Here is a 19,666-nt window from a genome sequence, read left to right as displayed (position 1 = left end):
GTGTTTTATTTTTACCTATAACAATAAACAGCTTACAAGCATTAAAGATAGCGCTTTTCTCAATTATAAGATTCTAGGGTTAGCTTGATGGTCCTCCATAAATGCCATAATTTACTCGTGTATGCCGGTTACCTTCTTTTGCTTCGAATGAATCATGTGGTCAGCCCAATCCCGCGCAAAATCACCGAGGTGACCGTCTGCACCGCCTTTTCGAACTGCAGGTCATCCAGCGGTTGGTCGTCGTTGAGCAGGCCGATCTGGTAGTCGAAATCCGCGTAGTGCTGGGTCGAGGCCCAGATCATATAGAGCAGGTGCGACGGCTCCACCGAGGCGATCTGATTCGTCTTCACCCACTCGCGGATCTTGGCCTCTTTCAGCTTGGCCCAGTCGAAGAGGTTCTCGCGCAGGCGCTTGCCGAGTATGGGCGCGCCCTGCATGACTTCCATGGCCCAGATCTTCGAGCCGTGGGCGCGGTAGCGCGAGTGGTTCATCTTGGCGCGAATGTAGGTCGAGAGCACCACGCGCGGGTCGTCATAAAGCTCGAAGCAGAGCGCATCCTGTTTCCACAATTCCAGAAGCGACAGCAGCACTTCCTGATAAAGCGCTTTTTTGGTCGAGAAGTAGTAGTGCACGTTGGACTTGGGCAGCCCGGCCAGCGCGGCGATCTCGCCCATCGAGGCTCCCGCATAGCCTTTTTCGGCAAACAGCTGTTCGGCGGCCTGAAGGATGTTCTTGACGTTGGTCTGGCGAATCTCTTCCTGGGTTCTTGGCACGCGTGGCTCTGCCCTCTGACGCGAAACGATGAAAAACGAACGGCCACCAGCGCTCGGTGCGCAAAAGGACGGCCAAAAAAAGCACCGCCCGAAGGCGGTGCTAAGACGATGTCCTGGTTGGACGAGGACGTCAACTCTGGTTGGCAGGAAAGGAGAACTCGGCGCGGGTCGCCTCAGACACGGAGGGCCAGCGCTGAGAGACCGCCTTGCGCCGGGTGTAAAAGCGCACGGAATCCGGCCCGTAGGCGTGCAGGTCGCCGAACAGCGAGCGCTTCCAGCCGCCGAAGCTGTGGTAGGCCACCGGTACCGGCAGCGGCACGTTGACGCCGACCATGCCGACCTCGATGCCGTCGGTGAAGCGCCGGGCGGCCTCGCCGTCGCGGGTGAACAGGCACGTGCCGTTGCCGTACTCGTGGTCGTTGATCAGTTGCATGGCATCATCGAGGCTGCCCACGCGCACCACGCACAGCACCGGGCCGAAGATCTCTTCCTGGTAGATGCGCATGTCGGCGGTGACGTGATCGAACAGGCAGCCGCCGACGAAGTAGCCGTTTTCATGGCCTTTTACTGACAGCTCGCGACCGTCGGCAACCAGTTTGGCTCCGGCGTTTTCGCCGTCTGCGATGTAGCTGAGCACCTTGTCGCGGTGCTCAGCGGTGACCAGCGGGCCCATGTCCAGGCCTTTATCGGTGCCGGGGCCGACCTTGAGCTCGGCGATTTTAGGCAGCATCGTCTCGACTAGCCGGTCGGCGGTTTCATCGCCCACACACACCGCGACCGAGATCGCCATGCAGCGCTCGCCGCAGCTGCCAAACGCCGCGCCCATCAGCGTGTTGGCGGCGTTTTCAAGGTCCGCATCCGGCAGCACCACGGCGTGGTTCTTGGCCCCGCCCAAGGCCTGGACGCGCTTGCCGTTCGCCGTGCCGCGGCTGTAGATCGCCTCGGCCACCGGGGTCGAGCCGACGAACGAGATCGCCTTGATCGCCTTGGCATCCAGCAGCGTTTCGACCGCCTCGCGCCCGCCGTGCACCACGTTCATCACGCCGTCCGGTAGGCCGGCCTCTTTCAGCAGCGCCGCCACGGCGTGCGCCGCGCTTGGGTCCTTTTCCGACGGCTTGAGCACGAAGGTGTTGCCGCAGGCGATCGCCATGGGATACATCCACAGCGGCACCATGGCGGGGAAGTTGAACGGCGTGATGCCCGCTACCACGCCCAGCGGCTGAAAGTTCGACCACGCATCGATGCCCGGACCGACGTTGTGGGAGTACTCGCCCTTCAAGAGCTCCGGCACGCCGCAGGCGTATTCAACGTTCTCGATGCCGCGCTTGAGCTCGCCGAGGGCGTCTTCCGGCGTCTTGCCGTGCTCTTCGCTGACCAGCTTCACCAAACGCTCCGCATTGTCTTCCAAAAGCTGCTTGAAACGGTACATGAACTGGGCGCGCTTGGCCGGCGGCGTATCGCGCCAGGCGGGGAACGCGGCTTGGGCAGCAGCGATGGCGCGGTCGACGTCCTCGCGGCGACCCTCCGCCACTTGGCGAATCACCTCGCCGGTGGAGGGGTTGGTGACGTCAAACGTCGACGCGCTGTTAACGGATTCGCCGTTGATCAGGTGGGCCACTAAATCCATCGTGTGTTCTCCAATTGGTTAAGCCAGAGCGTCCAGGGTGGTGGCAACGGCATCAAAGAGCCGCTCGAGTTCGGCCTCGGTGGTGCCGAAAGGCGGGCCGAACTGCAGCGTGTCGCCGCCAAAGCGCACGTAGAAGCCCGCCTCCCACAGCGCCAGGTGCGCATCCCGCGGGCGGATGGTCGGGTCGCCATCGCGCGGGGCCAGCTGCAGGGCGCCGGCCAGCCCATAGTTGCGAATATCCACCACATGAGGGCGGCCCTTCAGGGCGTGAAGTTTTTCCTCGAAGGCCGGGGCAATGCTGCGCACCTGGGCCGGGAAGTCCTCGCGTTCGAGCATCCCGAGGGACGCCAGCCCCGCCGCGCAGGCCACCGGGTGGGCGCTGTAGGTGTAGCCGTGGGGAAACTCGATGGCATGGGCCGGGCCACCACCGTGCATGAAGGTATCGAAGATCTCGTGGCTTGCGATCACCGCGCCCATGGGTACGGCGCCGTTGGTCACCTGCTTGGCTACGTTCATGATGTCCGGCGTGACGCCAAACGCCTCGGCGCCGGTACGCGCCCCGCTGCGCCCGAAGGCAGTGATCACCTCATCGAAAATCAGCAAAATATCGTGCTCGGTACAGATTTTACGCAGCCGATCCAGATACCCTTTCGGCGGCACGATGACGCCGGCGGAGCCGGACATCGGCTCGACGATCACCGCCGCGATGTTCGAGGCGTCGTGCAGGGCGATCTGGTCGAGCAGCGCATCGGCCAGCTCAGCGCCGGTCTCGGCCTGGCCGCGGGTAAACGCGTGCCCCGCCTGCAGCGTGTGCGGCAGATGGGTGACATCCATCAGCTGCCCATAATGCTTTCGGTTACCGCCGATGCCGCCCAGGCTCGTGCCGCCGATATTGACGCCGTGATACCCCTTGGCCCGACCGATCAGGCGCGTCTTCTCAGGTCTCCCCTTTAGGCGCCAGTAGGCCTTGGCCATCTTGATCGAAGTGTCCGCCGCGTCCGACCCGGAGTTGGTGAAGAACACGTGATCGAGCCCTTCGGGCGTGAGGCTTGCGATCTTCTCGGCAAGTTCGAACGCTAGCGGATGGCCGATCTGAAAGCCCGGCGCAAAGTCGAGCGAGCCGAGCTGCTTCGAAACCGCCTTCTGGATCTCTTCGCGGTTGTGCCCGGCCCCGCAGGTCCAGAGCCCCGAGAGCGAATCGAAAAGCTTGCGCCCCTGGTCGTCGATGTAATAGCGCCCTTCGGCGCCGGTGATGATCCGCGGGTTCGCGCGAAAATCGCGGTTGCCGCTGTAAGGCATCCAGTAGTGGTGGTTGAGCTTGGCGCTCGGGCCCTCAGCCTCCACGCTCAGCGGCGAAGCGCCGGTCGAAAGATCCGTCATGATTCAGGCTCCAAAGTGTTGGATACCCGATCAGAATGCGCCGCCCGCTACGTCAATAAAACATCATTTTTCTTTAGTTCACGTTAGTGAATTCATACGCAAATAGTGGTCTTTTAGCCTTGAGCGGCCTTGACCCTGAACCTCAAACGCCCTAAAGATAATATTTATACGAATAAATATAAAAAATGAGACACGCCCTTCAGCAAGTTCGTGGTGATAACTTCCTCGAAGTTTCAACACCTGCTTGTAGATTAAAAAAAGCTCGCACTTTCAAACATAAATCAACGAGCCGAGTGACTTATGAAAAACCTGCCCCGACCCAAGCTGGTGCTCTACGCCGGTATCATCATCAGTTTTGTCATGCTGGAGAGCCCGCTCATCCTGCTGGCCAATCGCATCGAGCCCATGATTCTGGGCGCCCCCTTCCTGCTCGCGTGGAATCTCTTTTGGTGGTTCGTGCTGACCGCGCTGTTCCTGGCGGCCTATCTCACCAACTGGGGTAGCGAGTCGGCGTCACCCAACCAGCCAAAAGAGCCAGCGGGAGAGACATCATGAGCGGCAGCCTATTGATCATCGCCGCGTTCATGATCATTCCGTTGATCGTGGGCGTCGTCTCGGCCCGGCAGTCCCAGGCCACCAGCGAGGACTTTTTCGTGCAAGGGCGCGCGATGGGCAGCATCGCGGTCTTCTTCACCGTGGCGGCGACCTGGTGGAGCGCCTTCGCGTTTCTCGGCTCCAACGCCACGTTCTATACCAACGGGCCGGTCTTTCTCACCGCGCTTGCCTGGAACCTGCTGTTCGGTTTCATGTACTACTGGGTCGGCAAGCGGGTCTGGTTTCTGGGTAAACGCTTTGACTATCTGACCCCGTCGGATCTGATGGGCGACTTCTACAACAGCGAGGCGCTTCGCCTCACCGTGGCGGCCATTACGCTGATCTTCACCGTGCCCTATCTGCAAATCCAGCTGACCGGTGGTGCCTACCTCATCGAAGTGGCCTCCAACGGGCTGATTCCTTTCTGGCTGGCGGCGCTGCTGTTCTATTTCATCATCATTATCTACGTGTGGATCGGCGGTATTCGTGCCATCGCCTGGACCGATGTCATTTACGGGGCCCTGCTCTTCTTCGGCATGATGTACGCGGGTTACTACATCTCAACGCAGGTCGGCGGCCCGGTCGCGCTGTTCAGCCAGTTGCAGCAAAGCTCGCCAGAGCACCTGACCCTACCCGGGCCCAACGGCACCATGGGCTACCCCATGTGGTTCTCGCTGTTCGTGGTCACGGCCATCGGTGCCTTCATGGGCCCGCAGATCTGGCTGCGCATGTACTCGGTCAAGCACGGCAAGCTGTTCAACCTGATGCCGTTTCTGCTCGGTTTGGCGGCGTTTGCCTACGTGGGCTCGGTGCTCTCGGGTTATTCAGGCGTGCTGCTGGAGCCGGGTGTGGATAACCCGGATCAGATCCTGCCGATCATGCTGATGGAGTATGCGCCTTACCTGCTCGCCTCGCTGATCATGGCCGCCGGCGCCTCGGCGGCGATGTCGACCGCCAATTCGCAGATCCACGCGGTCTCGACCATCGTCACCATGGATATCTACAAGCGCTACGTGAACCGTGACGCGAGCCAGGCGCGTATCGTGACCATCGGCCGCTACTCGCTGGTCGGGTTTTCGTTGACGGCCTACATCATGGCACTCGCCGTGCCCGGGGTGCTGGTGACCATCGGCATTGCGGCTTTGGCCGGCACCGCCCAGCTCATCGTCCCAACCGTCGGCGCGATCACCTGGAAAAGGGCTCACCCCACCGCCGCGCTGGTCGGGCTACTTGGCGGGGTTGCCTGCGTGCTGCTGATGACTTTCGGCCCGCTGGCCGCCCCCTTTGGCTTTCACGCTGGCGTCTGGGGGCTGTTGCTCAACGTGGCGCTTTTCGTGGGCTTGAGCATGGCGCTTACGCGGCGTGACCGCGACGTGGTGGAGCGCTTCGAGCGTGCCCGCGGCGAGTACGACGCCGAGTACCACCCCGAGCGCGCGAGTTCGGCACCTCACCGCGCCTCTGCCGGCAAGAGCGTCTAGCGATGGCAGCCTCGTTCACTCACGCCCCCCGGCGCCCGAAGCTGGCCGAGCTGATCAGCGACGATATCAAGCGCTGGATCGCCGCCGAGGGCCTCAAGGAGGGCGACCGGCTGCCCAACGAAAAGGCCCTGATGGCGCTTTACGAAAGCGCCAAGGGCACCATCCGCGAAGCGCTCAAGATACTCGAAGTGGAAGGGCTGATCACGCTGAAGACCGGCCCGAAGGGCGGTGCGGTGATCAATCAGCCGGGCATGGAGCCCGCCAGCCGGATGCTGCGCAACTTTCTGCACTTTCAAACGCTGGATGCCCACCAGGTGTATCAGCTTCGCAAACTGCTGGAGGTGGAGCTTGCCGCCTCCGTGGTCGGGCGCCTTGGCGAGGCAGATTTCGACTTGCTGGAAGCCAACATGAGCGCCTGCGCCTGCTGCGACAACGACGAGGATCATCGCCACCAGCGCTTTCTGGAGCTCGAGTTTCACCAGCTTCTGGCCAAGGCCTGCCCGAACCCGCTGCTGGCCTTCATGTGCCGGTTTCTCAACGACATGCTGCGCGATCTGGTCGTCATCAAGAAGGCCTACATCCCCGAGCGCAAGCAGTTCGACCAGGCCAACCACGACTACCACCGTCGGCTGATCGAGGCCTACCGCCGCGAAGACACGCCCCAAGTGCGTCGGCTGATGGCCGAGCACATGGCGGATGCCGAACAGCACATGAGCGCCTTGGAAACGGAAATGGCCGAGCAGATGCTCACCGGCCCCGTGGACACCGCCCCCCCGCGCTCCCGACTGCACGACCTGCCACCCCCACCGCTTGATTCCGCGAGGTAACCATCATGACCACTCAATCGACCGTTCAACCAACCACCCAAATGACCACCGACAGCGACCGCCTCTGGGCCTCGATGATGGAAATGGCCAAGCTTGGCGCCACCCCCAAGGGCGGCGTCAACCGTCAGGCGCTGACCGACCTGGACCGCCAGGGCCGCGACCTGTTCATCCAGTGGTGCCGGGCCGAGGGCTGCTCGATTCGCATTGATCGGGTGGGGAACATCTTCGCCCGCCGCCCGGGCAGCGATACACAAGCGAAGGCCGTCATGATGGGCAGCCACCTGGATAGCCAACCAACCGGCGGCAAGTATGACGGCGCCTTTGGCGTGCTGGCGGGGCTCGAGGTCGTGCGCACGCTCAATCAGCACGACATTCGCACCCGCGCGCCGGTGGAGATTGCCGCCTGGACCAACGAAGAGGGCTGCCGCTTTGCGCCCTGCATGATGGGCTCCGGCATCTTCACCGGCGAACTCGGCTTCGACGAGATGATGGCCCGCGCCGACCATGAGGGTGTCACGGCGGGCGAGGCGTTGGACGCCATCGGCTATCGCGGCCAGGACGACGTCTCACCGGGCGAGATCGCGGCCTACTTCGAGCCGCATATCGAGCAGGGCCCGATACTGGAAGAGACCGAGACCACCATCGGCGTGGTGATTGGTGCGCTCGGCCAGAAATGGTTCGATTTGACCCTGACCGGGCTCGAGGCCCACGCCGGCCCCACGCCGATGCATCTGCGCCGCGACGCCATGATGGGCGCGGCGGAAGTCACCCACGCGCTCAACCGCATTGCCCATAGCCACGCGCCCCACGGCCGGGGCACCGTGGGGTACATGGCGCTGCACCCGGGCTCGCGCAACGTCATCCCCGGCCAGGTGAAGATGACCCTGGACATGCGCCACTGGGAGTCAGAGGCGCTGGAGGCGATGAGCCGCGAGGTAGCCGGAGCGGTCGAGGAGATCAGCGAGCGCCACGGCCTAGAGTGGGAACTGACCCCCACCGCTACCTTCGCGCCGGAGTACTTCGATAAGGCCTGTGTCGAGCGCGTGCGCCGAGGAGCGGAAGCGATGGGCCATTCTCATCAGGAGATCATCAGCGGCGCAGGCCACGACGCCATCTTCATCGGCCGGGTGGCACCGGCGGCGATGATCTTCATTCCCTGCAAGGACGGCATCAGCCACAACGAAGCCGAAAGCGCCGAGCCCGAACACGTTCACGCAGGTGCCAACGTGCTGCTCCACGCGGTGCTGGACGCGGCGGGAACGGTCGAGGGAGACGCGTGATGACCAGCCCATCTGCCGAAACCTTCGAGACCCTGACTGCCGTCGAGGCGCTTGCGCGTTTCAAGGAAGGCTCGCTCAGCCCCGAAGCACTGGTCGATGACTGCCTTTCGCGTATCGAACGCCACAACCCGCGCGTCAACGCCTTCAGCGTGGTCAACGCGGCGCAAGCACGGGAGCTCGCCCAGGCTTCCCACCGGCGCTGGCAGCAGGGTACGCCCTGCGGCCCGCTGGATGGCGTACCGGTGACGATCAAGGACCTGACCCTGACCCGCGGGCTTCCCACCCGCATGGGCTCGACCACCACCTCAGCCGAAGGCCCTTGGGAGGTGGATGCCCCCATCAGCCGCCACCTGCGCGAGGCGGGCGCCATCGTGATCGGCAAGACCACCTCGCCGGAGTTCGGCTGGAAAGGCGTGACCGACAACCCGCTGCACGGCATCACCCGCAACCCGTGGAACACGCAGCTAACGCCCGGTGGTTCATCAGGCGGCGCAGGCGCGGCGGCGGCGCTGAACCTGGGGCTTCTTCACCAGGGCAGCGACGCGGGCGGCTCGATTCGTATTCCGTGCAGTTTTACCGGCATCTTCGGCATCAAGCCAACCTTTGGCTGGGTGCCCCAGTGGCCCGCCAGCGCCATGAGCACCCTTTCACACCTGGGCCCCATGACCCGCACCGCCGCCGACAGCGCCCTGATGTTAAGCGTGATGGCAAAGCCCGACAGCCGCGACGGCTACGCGGGCAACCCGCAGGGGCCGGACTGGCTCGCCCTACCGCCAGCGGACCTGCGCGGCTACCGCATCGCCTTCAGCGCCAACCTGGGTTACGTGGACGTCGCTCCGGACATCGCCCGGCGGGTGGAAGAAGCCGTTGCACACCTGGAGGCGCTGGGCGCCACGGTCGAGCGCATCGACCCGGGCTTTACCAACCCGCTTGAGACCTTCAACACGCTCTGGTTCGCCGGCGCCACCCAGGCGCTGGAAAAGCTGAGCGAAGCGCGGCAGGCGGCACTCGACCCCGGCTTTCTCGATATCGCCCGGCGCGGACAGGACGTTTCGCTCCCGCAGTACCTCGCCGCCCGCCGCGCGCGCAGCGAGCTGACCGCCCACATGGCTGCCTTCCACGAGCGATTCGATCTGCTCGTCACCCCGACGGTGCCCATTTCGCCCTTCGAGGCGGGCTACAACGTGCCGCCCGGCGGCCAGTATAAAGACTGGATGGACTGGACCCCGTTCAGCTACCCCTTCAACCTCACCCAGCAACCCGCCGCCTCGCTGCCCTGTGGGCTGGATGATCAGGGGCTGCCGGTGGGGCTGCATCTGGTCGCGGGGAAATATCAGGATATGAAGGTGCTACATGTGGCGCGGGTGTTGGAGGGGGTTTTGCCGAGGTTGGTGCCGCCTGGAGGGCGGTCTAAATGAGTAAGTGGAACACATGCCCCCTCAGGTACGATGTTGCTATGACTCAATGCTATCGCCATCTCTCTGCTGAAGACCGAGCCTCCATCATGATGATGAGAGCGACTCATTCGATTCGAGCCATCGCCACTCGTTTGGGCCATGCGCCGAGTACCGTATCGCGAGAAATCGCTAGCCACACGGTCAAAGACTATGATGCCAGCCTGGCAGGCTATAGGGCCAGTCTGACACGACACCGACCACGCCGACGTCCCAAACTGCATCCCGGTGGGGAGCGCTTCGAGGTAGTGGTCTATCTACTGCGCAAGACTGGTCACCGCAACAGATAGGCCGCACAGTGAAGCTTATGTCTCCCAATGATTCACGTCGTCAGGTCTCGCATGAGGCCATTTACAACGCGCTCCATGTGATGCCTCGCGGCAGCCTCAAGAAGGAGCTCATCGCCTGCTTACGTCAGGGGAACAGCAAGAGTCGGCCACGCAGCCGTGGTAAGGATCGACGACAATAGATCCCCGACCTGGTCAGCATCCACGTGCGGCCGCCTGAGATCGAAGATCGCCTGATGCCCGATCACTGGGAGGGCGATCTCATCATTGGCGCTAACAATCGGTCTGCTATCGGCACGCTAGTGGAGCGCACCACACGCCTGGTCCTGTTGGCGAAAGTCGATGGCACTACGGCCACGGCGGCAGTTGTCGGCTTCAGTGACAAGCTCAATGAAGTGCCGCGGTCTCTGCGTTTGTCCATGACCTACAATCAGGGCAGAGAGATGGTCAGGCATGCCGGTATCACGCAAAAGACCGGTACGGCGATTTACTTCGCTGATCCGCATAGCCCGTGGCAGCGGGGCTCCAATGAGAACACCAACGGTCTGTTGCGGCAGTACCTGCCGAAGGGCACAGACCTATCGGTCTACAGCCAGGATGAACTCGACGAGATAGCCTACTCACTCAACACGCGGCCTCGCCAGACACTGGACTGGCGCACGCCATTGGAAGTTTACGCCGAGGTGCTCAAGAAATCGGTCGCAGGCCCGAGCACTCTTCAATAGTGTTGCGCTTGAAACTTGAGACCGCCAACCTTGTTTTATTTTTTTACGTCTCTTCACCAAAAATCCCCTTTGGAGTTTCACACTCAAACTCAGGACCAAACCTATTTCTGACTTGTTGATATATTTCGAGCACAGGTGCTCTGCGGGAGCTAATCATCTGAACCCCAATTTTTCATTGCACCTGAAACATCTGGGTTTGATACTTCCATGAGTCCTCTAAACGTTTAACAACTTAACAACTTAACAACTTAACAACTTAACAACCAGAGCATTTAAGCGTGCCCGGCGCCCAAGGCTCGCAGTTAATTGACTTATTAAACATCACCAGTCAACTGCGCTAATAGTGGTTCGTGCTGTGTACTCGCTTGCAAAGCATTCCAGATTTCTAGAACCTTACCTCGATTCCGATCCAACCAACTAGAAACATCGCTATCATATTGCTTAGATAACTTACCTTCGATTCTTTCGCCTGTTTCTATGGCATAGCTAGCTGCGTGCCGCTGCTTCCCATAGTCGATGTGAATATGTGGTAGACGATGCCCTTTTTCTTGATATATTTTAATTTTCATGTCCTTTCTTTTTGCCAAGAGAATTTCCATGAAACCGCTTCCTGATAATTTTCGTGGCTCAATTAACAGGTCTCTTTGAGCAAATAGCTTTTGCAACTCACTAAATTCTTCTTCAAGTCTCATGTATCACCCAAGATATATAACGCCCGCATTCTCGACTGATTTGGAACGGAGCGGAAAACCAGGTCAGCAACATGCGCCTGTTAGTTTTCTTTATAACACAAGCTGCTGAACCAAAGAGAAAATAGCAATAGCTGCAATTGAGTAAACTATTAGCTGTTCTACCAACGTTACAAGACCCAAGCCAACCCCTGCTCTTGAAAGATTGCTATTGTAAAACTTGACGGCTCGATATACATCAATAGCATCATGCTGCGATGAATTCAACGGGGACCGAAAATCAAAGTATAAATCAACGAAATCATCGATGTTATTGCTTTCCATAACTTTATCAACAGCCTTCACAGGCTGTACCAAGCTATTTAAATCACCGTTGACATGTTTAATTCTCGCACTCCTAACAGTTGAATCTATCCTTCTTGATAATTCGTATAAGATTCCGCTAGCAAAGATGGATACAAGGACAAAGATTATGAATCTTTCAGGAGATCCATTAGCGACTTCCAAGCCAAAAAAGGACAACTCTGTATAGTCGATACCAATCCAAGCTGCCGCAACCACAAGAATTGAAGTCGAAAAAAATATTCGTTTAGACGTTAGCGTCTTCTTCGTCTGCCAATCACTGAAAACATCATAAAGATCTTCGGTCTTGAGGTTTGACCTATCTAGTTTTTCGATAGCACTTTCTATTATCTGCTCGTCTTCTTTCTCAATATTTAACTCCCTTCGCGGCGCGGTGGGGTCAGATATTCTGGGGGTTGACATGCCTGACATGAGATTATCAATATTCATTTTGACTCTTATCTGCTTTTTGAGCCTAACGCCCAAGTTCAGTTGCCGCCTTCGCGGTCGTAACCCGCGAAGGGAACCCGAAGCGCGGCAGCGCATTGGGTGGTCAATTGCAGCTTTATGTTAAGTTTTTTCACTGTCTAGAATAAGTTCGCAAGGGCCTAAGCAACCGTCAGCCTGTTTAGCATCAAAATCGAACAGATAGCCGATCCCATTTTTGTCTAGCGCGACATGCCTATATATAGCCACAGGCCGATGATTCACGTTCTTAATTATATCATTTGGTACTGACGATTTGACCAATTCATAAACATCGGCATTATCGAGCCCTAATACAGGTTGCTCATATACTCGGACATAGAATTCCGCGAACTGTTGAGCCTTGATACTTGCGAACATCACATCTCCATATTCTCTTAATTAGAAGAACACCGTTAGTGCTGGTAGCTAAGCTTAACAGTGATTATATGCCCAATCATATAACACCAATAAACGCGACGGCGCGTTTATTGGTGTCATGAAGCCCCATGTAGCTCCTAACCTACTGATCTATATTTATTCGATAAATTTTCATGTAGCCTATCCATTATTCTCGTGCCCGCTCGCTTTGCCCAATTTAATCACACCCTATCCACAAACTTACCTTAGGTCACGCGTAAGTTTGATGACATCCGCCCTACATAAGTCGCAGGCCTTCGCCGCAAACATCCGCCGCGAGGGCTTGAACCCCACCCCCTCGGGCCAGACAAACCAAGCATCCGGCACCATGAAACCGGGCAGCGTCTCGCGAACCCAGGCGTTTAGTTCGGCTTCGGCCACTGCCTCCGCGTGGTAGTCGATGAAGGCCACCGGGCGTTCGCCCCATTCCGGGTGGGGCACGGGTACCACCAGCGCCTGGGCGATGCCGGGGTGGTTGACCAGGCGTTGTTCGATGGCTTCGGGCTGGATGTTTTCGCCGCCGGAGATAAAGGCTTTGTCCAACCGTCCTTCAACAACCAGCTCGTCTTGTTCGGTGACGTGGCCCTTGTCTCTGGTGGCGAACCAGCCTTCGCTATCGAGTGCGGGGTCGAGCTTTCCGTCGCGCAGGTAGCCCTCGAAGAGCGTTTCGCCGCGCACCTGGATCTCGCCGTTGTGGATGCGCACCTCGCGCCCGGAGAGTGGCTTGCCGACCACGCCGGGGGCGCCGGGCAGGCCGGTGCATACCTGGCTGGCCATTTCCGAGAGGCCGTAGCTCACCTTGGGCGTCAGCCCCAGCGCGGTCATTTTGGCCACCAGCATTTTGAGCCAGACGAAGCTTTTGAGTTGGGGTATAGCGGGTGGCTGAGTAGTGGGTTAGTTTTTTAGGGATAAGGCCACTTTGAGCGCCGCAGTCTGTAGCAAATGACAACGGCTTGCCTCCGGTGAGAAGGCAAGCCGTTTTGCGTGGTGACATTTTAACGTGGCGATAGCGGCTACACTTTGCGCTTAGGGGGTCAATGCTTTGGATGGATCATCGAGCTGTTCGCGCGAGGCGGCGTAATCATCACGCCGCGCCCGTGCTTTAATCCAGATCACCCAGCGTGACCACGATATCGCGCTGCGAGACATCCACATCCCAGAAGGTGTAGCTGTCCTTGTCTTCGTCCACCAGGCGAATATCGAATATGGGGCTGTCGTAGTTGGTTAGCGTGACGCGCTGGGTCTCACCGCTTCTAAATACACTGCTGCCCAGCACGTCTTCCTCCCAGGTTTCGGCTTTCGCCGGGCTGACGTACATGTACAAAATGGTGTAGCCGGTATCGTTGGTGATATCGACGTAGTAATCCGACGCGCTTGCAAAGGATGAGCACCCCAGCAGCAGAAGCCCCACGAGCAAGCTTTTAACTAATTTCAAAACCAATTCCTCTTTCTTTCAATGATTCACACCCAAACGACCCGCGACTGGATGATTCGCGCCACGAGCAGCCCCATAGCCGGGTTAATATACCCCGCCCGCTGCATCAGCGGTACCCGGCCAAGTTGGTTGACTGCATGGCCCCGGAATTCGTAGGCACTTCCAGGCTTTACACTAAAGGCGTTCAGGAGGCGCCATTAATCGCTCTCGTGATAAAAAGACAGCTAGTGTTGGCTATCGCCCTGTCGATGCTTGTTAAGCTCAGTTTTTTGCAAACATCAGTAAACCACCCGCGCCAATCAAACTGCCACCAAACACTTTACCCAAATTAAGCGGCAACTTTCCTGAAACGCCAAGGGAGGCTTTGCGTGCCAGTATCGAGCAGACACATAAGCAGGAAAATGATAACGCCATAAACGTTCCCAACAATATTGAAAACTGAAAAAGCACGCGGTGGCCCGGCTCGATAAATTGAGGAAAGAGCGCCGTTGTAAACGCGATAGCTTTTGGGTTTGAAAGCGACACCGCGATACCTTGCAGATACAAGAGCCCACCACGCTTATTTGAATCAGCCTCTTCGACCTTAATGGGCGAGACGCCATTGCGCCAAATTTTGATGCCAAGGTAGGCGAGGTAGAGCGCTCCCACTATTTTAACCGCCAGAAAAGCGCTCGAAGAGTACAGAATTACCGCGCTCAAGCCCGTAACGGAGATGCTCGATAGGATGGCCAGCCCCGTAACGTTACCCAGGATCGTTTTTAATGATTGAAGAATTCCGTACTTCAAGCTATGTGTAGCGACCAGCAGCATCGCCGGCCCAGGCACTATAGTCGCTACGGATGCAATGGCAGTAAATGCCAACCAGGCTTCGATGTTCATTGGTTTCTCTATATGGTCTAGCGTCCAAAGCAGCGGCGCGCGTTAGCACGTCCAGTCCGAAAGGCGATACTGCCTTTGCATGTTATGAGTTTTTCCACTGTTCTATACGTTCTCTTGAAACTTTTACCGCCTGATCACTAAAAAGATCAGTGTGACGAAGAATGACATTTTCAAATGCATAATCTTCAAGACCCATTTCAACGAGGGCGGTATAACCTTGTGTCTCTGTAGGTCGATTTACGGCTCTTTCTACCGCACCAATAATTCCATGGCGGGTTATCATTTGCCATGTACGACCGGCACGAGTTTTCCTTCCATTCCTCGCACTTAATACCTCTTCGTATGCGTAAACAGCTTCGAGGGCTTTACGCTCGGCATCAGATTTTGCTCCGTAAGCTTTAGCTCGGAGCTGAACAGCTCGTTCTTTGGCCTCTTGCGCCAAATCTTCATGGCCACGCTCAATGCAGTTCTTGGCAAATATTTCGCACTTCTCTGGTGTATCAATTTTTTTTAATTCTATCGTTCATTTCTATACTCGATATTGAATGACTCACAACGCCCGCTTAAGTGATTAACAACACTGGCCACGAAACTCAATCATCACACCGAAAACGCTAAATAAAAATAAAAACCGCCAACATCACGAATCGATATATAGCGTTTTTATTTATTTCTGTATACATTAAATCTATGATATTTAAGAAATTCCTCATGCTCAGGTTTCAAGTTAATAAACAAATCAGGATGTATTCCAAGTAAGTTACAGCCTTTAAACTCTGAAGATATCATAATACAACCTTCTGAATCAAAACTAATAAGCCCTGAATCAAATGCTTTATCTAAGTGTGCAACCAAAAGAAATCCATTGTAAGGATTTAATCTATTAGCTTCAGAGGCACTCCATGGAATAATGTGACTCGCTACAAGTAGCTCTTTAACCTCACAACCAGTAACAGCACATCCACCCCACATATTAATTAGTTTTTGACGAAAAGCACCCTGACCTATCCTAGACTTTATTAAACTTTCTTTCTCGGTAACCTCGATCATTGGGTTTGAAAGAATTTCATCTATATCAGACTCTAAAGATGACTTTTCTTCGACACTATTACCGTAAATGAAATCAACTTGAGCAGCTAAACTTTGAGCATTTGAAGATGGAAACTCTTCGCTAGTCACATAAACGGCATGACCTTTTTCTATAGCCGTGTCAAAATCAAATTTCTTCAGAGTTCTTCCTTGAACAAAGTCTCCCTTCGAGAAAGTATGCTCGAACTCTTCATTATTCAAAACCCTAATAACCCGAACAGCGTTGCTCAACTCGAAAAAGTGATATACAGCTCCATTAAACCTATTTTTTCTTTGATATTGATGTGTTCTCATTGTTTCCTCGAATACTTAACGTCGCATTAAGCGGAAAAAATACTGGGTTAAAATATGTAGCGAAGCGAAACTTAATCAACTGTTTTTTTGTTCTGCTTGGATACCTTGCTATGCATTTCTAGATGAAAGTTTTAACTTATTCAAAAACTGACTAACATCTTGATCAAATGGCAATGCAATTCTGATATCAGTTTGAGCAGTAGAACCTGAGATATCATCAAAAATCTCTTGTATTAATTCAATAATATTTTCTACGTCATTTCTCCTAAATTTCAAATCTAATTTTTTTCCTACCCATTAAAGTATTTAAATCATTGTGAGCTAATAATTTGCTACGCCAGCTTTTAATGCCTGTTAACTCGTAGAGCTTAAGCAACTCTGAATATTTATCATCTAATTCAGGACATTCACATTGAGCTATAATTCTTGCTAATGACAAGTTTTCATTGTTCCTTCCTGTTTGGGCAGGATCCAACAAACAAGCAAGACTAAGGCAGAGCTTTTCAATATATGCCTTTTGTATTCTGCCAAAAACTAAAGAATTGAATTCGTTTAATACATCAATCGATTTTTGATATGTGAAGAGGTCACTATATACAGTTAAATCTAAGCACAAGTTGGTGAAGTATTCTTTTATGACCTTTAGTTCGTCTTGTTTTACTTTTGATCTATTGAATTCCACTCTATGTGGTAAAGCCAGTCCCCTTGCCTTACAAAACTCATCATATGTAGCATAAATTTGGGTTTCAGATTTATTGGTACTCATAGAATACTCCATAATGCATAACGCTGAGCACAGCGGCGACCTTTGAGTGGCGACAAAGGAGACACGGAAAGGTCGTCCGGCGGCCATCGGCCGCGAACTGCTGCGCCTTGTTATAAATTACTCAACGTACTTGTCGTACGCCCGTTCTTCGCAGAGTACATGCCACACCTCTTGCGGAATTAGCTTGCTCGCCCAACCGTAGTAGCCCCACGTTTTAGTTAGATCTTCTTGCCAACAATCGTCGCAGATCAAGGAATGATAATGAACGTGGCCCGCCATGATATCCAGATAGATCTCGCTGAGACTCTTCGGGTTGTTGCAATAGCATTTGAACTTTTTATCTCGAGTTCTATCGGTGAGAGGGCCAACTAGCCTCTGGTAAATGAGGGGATATTTTTTCTTCAACCGTTGATGAACCGCATCTAGGACATCAACCCTGTCTCTCTTGAAGGCATTGTCACGGAGACGTAAAAGCTCTTTTTCGGAGTCATATCGCCCCTGGTGGATTCTGGATACGAGGCCCGTCATTGGACTACCTCAATTTATAACAGTGATTATTCGCCCATCCACATAACCTCAATAATCGCGCCGGCGCGTTTATTGAGGTTATGCAGCCCGCTTGCAGCCCGTAACCTACTGATCACTCTAGCGCCGATCAATTTACAGGCCGTCTATCCATTATTCGCGTGCCCGCTCGTTTTACTCGATTCAATCATACCCTACCCACAAACTTACCTTCGGCCACGCATAAATGCGATGACAATCGTCAACCATAGGTCGTAGGCCCGCACTCGCCAGCTTTTCCAAGCAGGCCCAACACAAAACTGCCGCTCAAAAGCGGCAGCATCAAACACGTGGTTCCAGAGCGAGTCGTTAAAGCACCACCTCATACCCTTCAAACTTCGGCGGCCCCAGATAAATCCCCTCCGGCGACTTGGCATTGGCATGCGCCTTGCGAAACGCGTCGGACTGCGTCCAGGCACGGAAGGCGTCCTCAGATTCCCAGATGCTGTGCGAGATAAACACGGTGTGGTCCTCCTGCTTGTCGCCCTGGAGCATCCTGAATTCCTTGAAGCCGGGTACCTCGTCGAGGTGCGAGTCGCGGTTGCGCCATACCTCGAGAAAATCCTCTTCCCGGCCCGGGGCGATACGAAAACGGTTCATGGCGATGTACATGGGCTTGCTCCTTGGGGGATTGTGACCAACGCTTGATGGTAACGCTACGACCCGGGCACGGATAGCCCAAGGAGACCCATGGCCACTGCCGGTATTCACGTGGTGTGGTTCAAGCGTGATCTGCGCGTTCACGACCACGCGCCGCTGACCCTTGCCGCCGAGGCGGGCCTGGTGCTGCCGGTGTTCGCCATCGAGCCTGGCCAGTGGCAGGCGCCGGACAGTGCGCTCCGCCACTGGCAGTTCGCCGCCGACTCGCTGGTCGATTTACAGGCAGCGCTAAGCGAGCGAGGACTGCCGCTGTGTATTTGGGAAGGCGACGTGCTCGCGCTGCTCGCCGCGCTGAAGGCGCACTACGGGGCGCTGACGCTCTACTCTCATGAAGAAACCGGTAACGCCTGGAGCTACGCGCGCGACGTGGCGGTGCTCGCGTGGTGCCGCGCCGAAGGCGTGACGTGGCACGAACACCGCCAGGTGGGCGTGGTGCGCAGGCTGAAAAGCCGCGTCGATCAAAGCGCCTGGGAGGAACAGTGGGAAGCGCTAATGCAGGCCGCGCCCTTCAAGACGCCTGCCAATGCCCGCCCGGCCCCCGGCTGGGAGGCGTTTCATCATCGGCCGGTGGACGAACTGCATGGGCTCACGCTGGGTGTCGACACCACGCCCTGCCCCGAGCGCCAGCGCGGCGGGCGTCGCGCCGGGCGCGCGCTCTGGTACGGTTTTCTTACCCAACGCGGCGAGCGCTACCGGGGTTCGATCTCAAAGCCCTTGCGGGCCGAGGTACACGGCTCGAGGCTTTCGCCCCACCTGGTTTGGGGTACGCTTTCGATGCGTGAGGTGGTGCGCTCGCTTCGCCACCAGCGCGAAAAGCACGCCGAGAAAACCCGCTGGGCGCATTCGTTACGAGCGCTCGCCTCGCGGCTGCACTGGCACTGCCACTTCATTCAAAAGCTCGAAAGCGAACCGAGCATCGAAGATAAAACCCTGCACCCGGCGCTCAAGGGGCTGCGCGAACGCGACCCGGAGCACCCGCGGCTGCTGGCCTGGAAGCGCGGCCAGACCGGCGTGCCGCTGGTGGATGCCTGTATGCGCTGCCTGATTCATACCGGCTGGATCAACTTTCGCATGCGCGCGATGCTGATCTCGTTTGCTACCTTTGGCCTCGGCCTTCACTGGCGTGAGCCCGGGCTTCACCTGGCGCGGCTGTTTACCGATTTCGAGCCCGGCATCCACTACCCGCAGATTCAGATGCAGTCGGGCGCCACCGGCTTCAATACGCTTCGCATCTACAACCCGATCAAGCAGGCCGAGGACAACGACCCGAGCGGTGAATTCGTCGCCCGCTGGGTGCCGGAGTTAACCGCGCTGCCCGTCGAGTGGCGGGCCAAACCCTGGGCGCTGCCGGAAAGCCTGCAAACGCGCTACGCGTTCATTCCCGGCGAGCACTACCCGCTACCTCATGATTTCGAGGCCGAGGCCCGCCACTGGAAAACGCTGATTTTCGAGGCGAGCCGCACGCCAGAGGCCAAAGCCATCAGCCAAGAATTGATGGCGCGTCTGGCCAGTCACCGCCGCCCAAACGCCCGGCGTAAAACGATAAAACCCGCCCACCGTCAGCAGCTTTCGCTGTTTGACGGTGGCGAGTCGGAAGTTGAAAGCGATTGAATTGCCGCTAACAGGGCGTCAAAGGTT

The 19,666-nt window shown here is 56.5% G+C and carries 19 protein-coding genes and 1 pseudogene; 7 read left to right on the top strand and 13 right to left on the bottom strand.

Features of this window, described 5'->3' with window-relative positions; genetic code table 11:
* Positions 1-152: 152 nt before the first annotated feature.
* The 3 genes from MQW23_RS01500 to aptA all read right to left on the bottom strand — a co-directional run bounded on the left by MQW23_RS01500 (position 153) and on the right by aptA (position 3,780).
* A complete protein-coding gene (locus MQW23_RS01500; RefSeq protein ID WP_252106051.1) occupies positions 153-773 on the bottom strand; it encodes a TetR/AcrR family transcriptional regulator in 621 nt (206 codons plus the stop codon).
* A gap of 130 nt (positions 774-903) precedes the next feature.
* Positions 904-2,400, bottom strand: a complete 1,497-nt coding sequence (locus MQW23_RS01495; protein WP_252106050.1) for a CoA-acylating methylmalonate-semialdehyde dehydrogenase — start codon at positions 2,398-2,400, stop codon at positions 904-906.
* 18 nt (positions 2,401-2,418) lie between these two features.
* The gene (gene aptA / locus MQW23_RS01490; RefSeq protein WP_252106049.1) at positions 2,419-3,780 is read right to left on the bottom strand and encodes an omega-aminotransferase AptA; all 1,362 of its coding nucleotides are present in this window, start codon (positions 3,778-3,780) and stop codon (positions 2,419-2,421) included.
* A 300-nt stretch (positions 3,781-4,080) separates the two neighbouring features.
* Between aptA and MQW23_RS01485 the strand changes: the two genes are divergently transcribed.
* The 6 genes and pseudogenes from MQW23_RS01485 to MQW23_RS01460 all read left to right on the top strand — a co-directional run bounded on the left by MQW23_RS01485 (position 4,081) and on the right by MQW23_RS01460 (position 10,425).
* The gene (locus tag MQW23_RS01485; RefSeq protein ID WP_252106048.1) at positions 4,081-4,335 is read left to right on the top strand and encodes a hypothetical protein; all 255 of its coding nucleotides are present in this window, start codon (positions 4,081-4,083) and stop codon (positions 4,333-4,335) included.
* Entirely contained in the window at positions 4,332-5,852 is a 1,521-nt protein-coding gene (locus MQW23_RS01480) for a sodium:solute symporter family protein (RefSeq protein ID WP_252106047.1), read from the top strand. The genes MQW23_RS01485 and MQW23_RS01480 overlap by 4 nt, the downstream gene beginning before the upstream one ends.
* A 2-nt stretch (positions 5,853-5,854) precedes the next feature.
* On the top strand, positions 5,855-6,679 hold the full coding sequence (locus MQW23_RS01475) for a FadR/GntR family transcriptional regulator (protein WP_252106046.1): 825 nt from the start codon (positions 5,855-5,857) through the stop codon (positions 6,677-6,679).
* A 5-nt stretch (positions 6,680-6,684) separates the two neighbouring features.
* Positions 6,685-7,959 carry a Zn-dependent hydrolase gene (locus MQW23_RS01470; RefSeq protein ID WP_252106045.1) on the top strand — a complete coding sequence of 425 codons (1,275 nt, stop codon included), beginning with the start codon at positions 6,685-6,687 and terminating at the stop codon, positions 7,957-7,959.
* Positions 7,959-9,377, top strand: coding sequence for an amidase (locus tag MQW23_RS01465; RefSeq protein WP_252106044.1), 1,419 nt, complete (start codon positions 7,959-7,961; stop codon positions 9,375-9,377). The genes MQW23_RS01470 and MQW23_RS01465 overlap by 1 nt, the downstream gene beginning before the upstream one ends.
* Positions 9,378-9,415: 38 nt before the next feature.
* A pseudogene (locus tag MQW23_RS01460) lies at positions 9,416-10,425 on the top strand (IS30 family transposase).
* 314 nt (positions 10,426-10,739) lie between these two features.
* Here MQW23_RS01460 and MQW23_RS01455 read toward each other — a convergent pair.
* The 10 genes from MQW23_RS01455 to hmuQ form a co-directional block, all read right to left on the bottom strand.
* Positions 10,740-11,117, bottom strand: a complete 378-nt coding sequence (locus MQW23_RS01455; protein ID WP_252106043.1) for a DUF4160 domain-containing protein — start codon at positions 11,115-11,117, stop codon at positions 10,740-10,742.
* 90 nt (positions 11,118-11,207) lie between these two features.
* Positions 11,208-11,906 (bottom strand): hypothetical protein, encoded by a 699-nt coding sequence (locus MQW23_RS01450; RefSeq protein WP_252106042.1) that lies wholly within the window; start codon positions 11,904-11,906, stop codon positions 11,208-11,210.
* Positions 11,907-12,026: 120 nt separating this feature from the next.
* Positions 12,027-12,302, bottom strand: a complete 276-nt coding sequence (locus MQW23_RS01445) for a hypothetical protein (protein WP_252106041.1) — start codon at positions 12,300-12,302, stop codon at positions 12,027-12,029.
* Positions 12,303-12,542: 240 nt separating this feature from the next.
* A complete protein-coding gene (locus MQW23_RS01440) occupies positions 12,543-13,181 on the bottom strand; it encodes an AMP-binding enzyme (protein WP_252106040.1) in 639 nt (212 codons plus the stop codon).
* 262 nt (positions 13,182-13,443) lie between these two features.
* Complete coding sequence (locus tag MQW23_RS01435) at positions 13,444-13,776, bottom strand: hypothetical protein (RefSeq protein WP_252106039.1); 333 nt, start codon at positions 13,774-13,776, stop codon at positions 13,444-13,446.
* Positions 13,777-14,037: 261 nt separating this feature from the next.
* The gene (locus tag MQW23_RS01430) at positions 14,038-14,655 is read right to left on the bottom strand and encodes a LysE family translocator (RefSeq protein WP_252106038.1); all 618 of its coding nucleotides are present in this window, start codon (positions 14,653-14,655) and stop codon (positions 14,038-14,040) included.
* Positions 14,656-14,737: 82 nt separating this feature from the next.
* Entirely contained in the window at positions 14,738-15,097 is a 360-nt protein-coding gene (locus tag MQW23_RS01425; RefSeq protein WP_252106037.1) for a hypothetical protein, read from the bottom strand.
* Positions 15,098-15,318: 221 nt separating this feature from the next.
* Positions 15,319-16,038 (bottom strand): HNH endonuclease, encoded by a 720-nt coding sequence (locus MQW23_RS01420; RefSeq protein ID WP_252106036.1) that lies wholly within the window; start codon positions 16,036-16,038, stop codon positions 15,319-15,321.
* A 265-nt stretch (positions 16,039-16,303) separates the two neighbouring features.
* Positions 16,304-16,804, bottom strand: coding sequence for an AbiU2 domain-containing protein (locus MQW23_RS01415; RefSeq protein ID WP_252106035.1), 501 nt, complete (start codon positions 16,802-16,804; stop codon positions 16,304-16,306).
* A gap of 873 nt (positions 16,805-17,677) precedes the next feature.
* On the bottom strand, positions 17,678-17,980 hold the full coding sequence (hmuQ, locus tag MQW23_RS01410) for a heme-degrading protein HmuQ (protein ID WP_252106034.1): 303 nt from the start codon (positions 17,978-17,980) through the stop codon (positions 17,678-17,680).
* Between the two features lie 78 nt (positions 17,981-18,058).
* Between hmuQ and MQW23_RS01405 the strand changes: the two genes are divergently transcribed.
* Complete coding sequence (locus MQW23_RS01405) at positions 18,059-19,639, top strand: cryptochrome/deoxyribodipyrimidine photo-lyase family protein (protein WP_252106033.1); 1,581 nt, start codon at positions 18,059-18,061, stop codon at positions 19,637-19,639.
* Positions 19,640-19,666 lie beyond the last annotated feature (27 nt).

The sequence above is a fragment of the Halomonas sp. S3-1-1 genome, assembly GCF_023757625.1.
Taxonomy (GTDB): Bacteria; Pseudomonadota; Gammaproteobacteria; order Pseudomonadales; family Halomonadaceae; genus Vreelandella.
The sequence above is the reverse complement of the archived record's forward strand: the minus strand, read 5'-3'. Positions and strand labels throughout refer to the sequence as shown.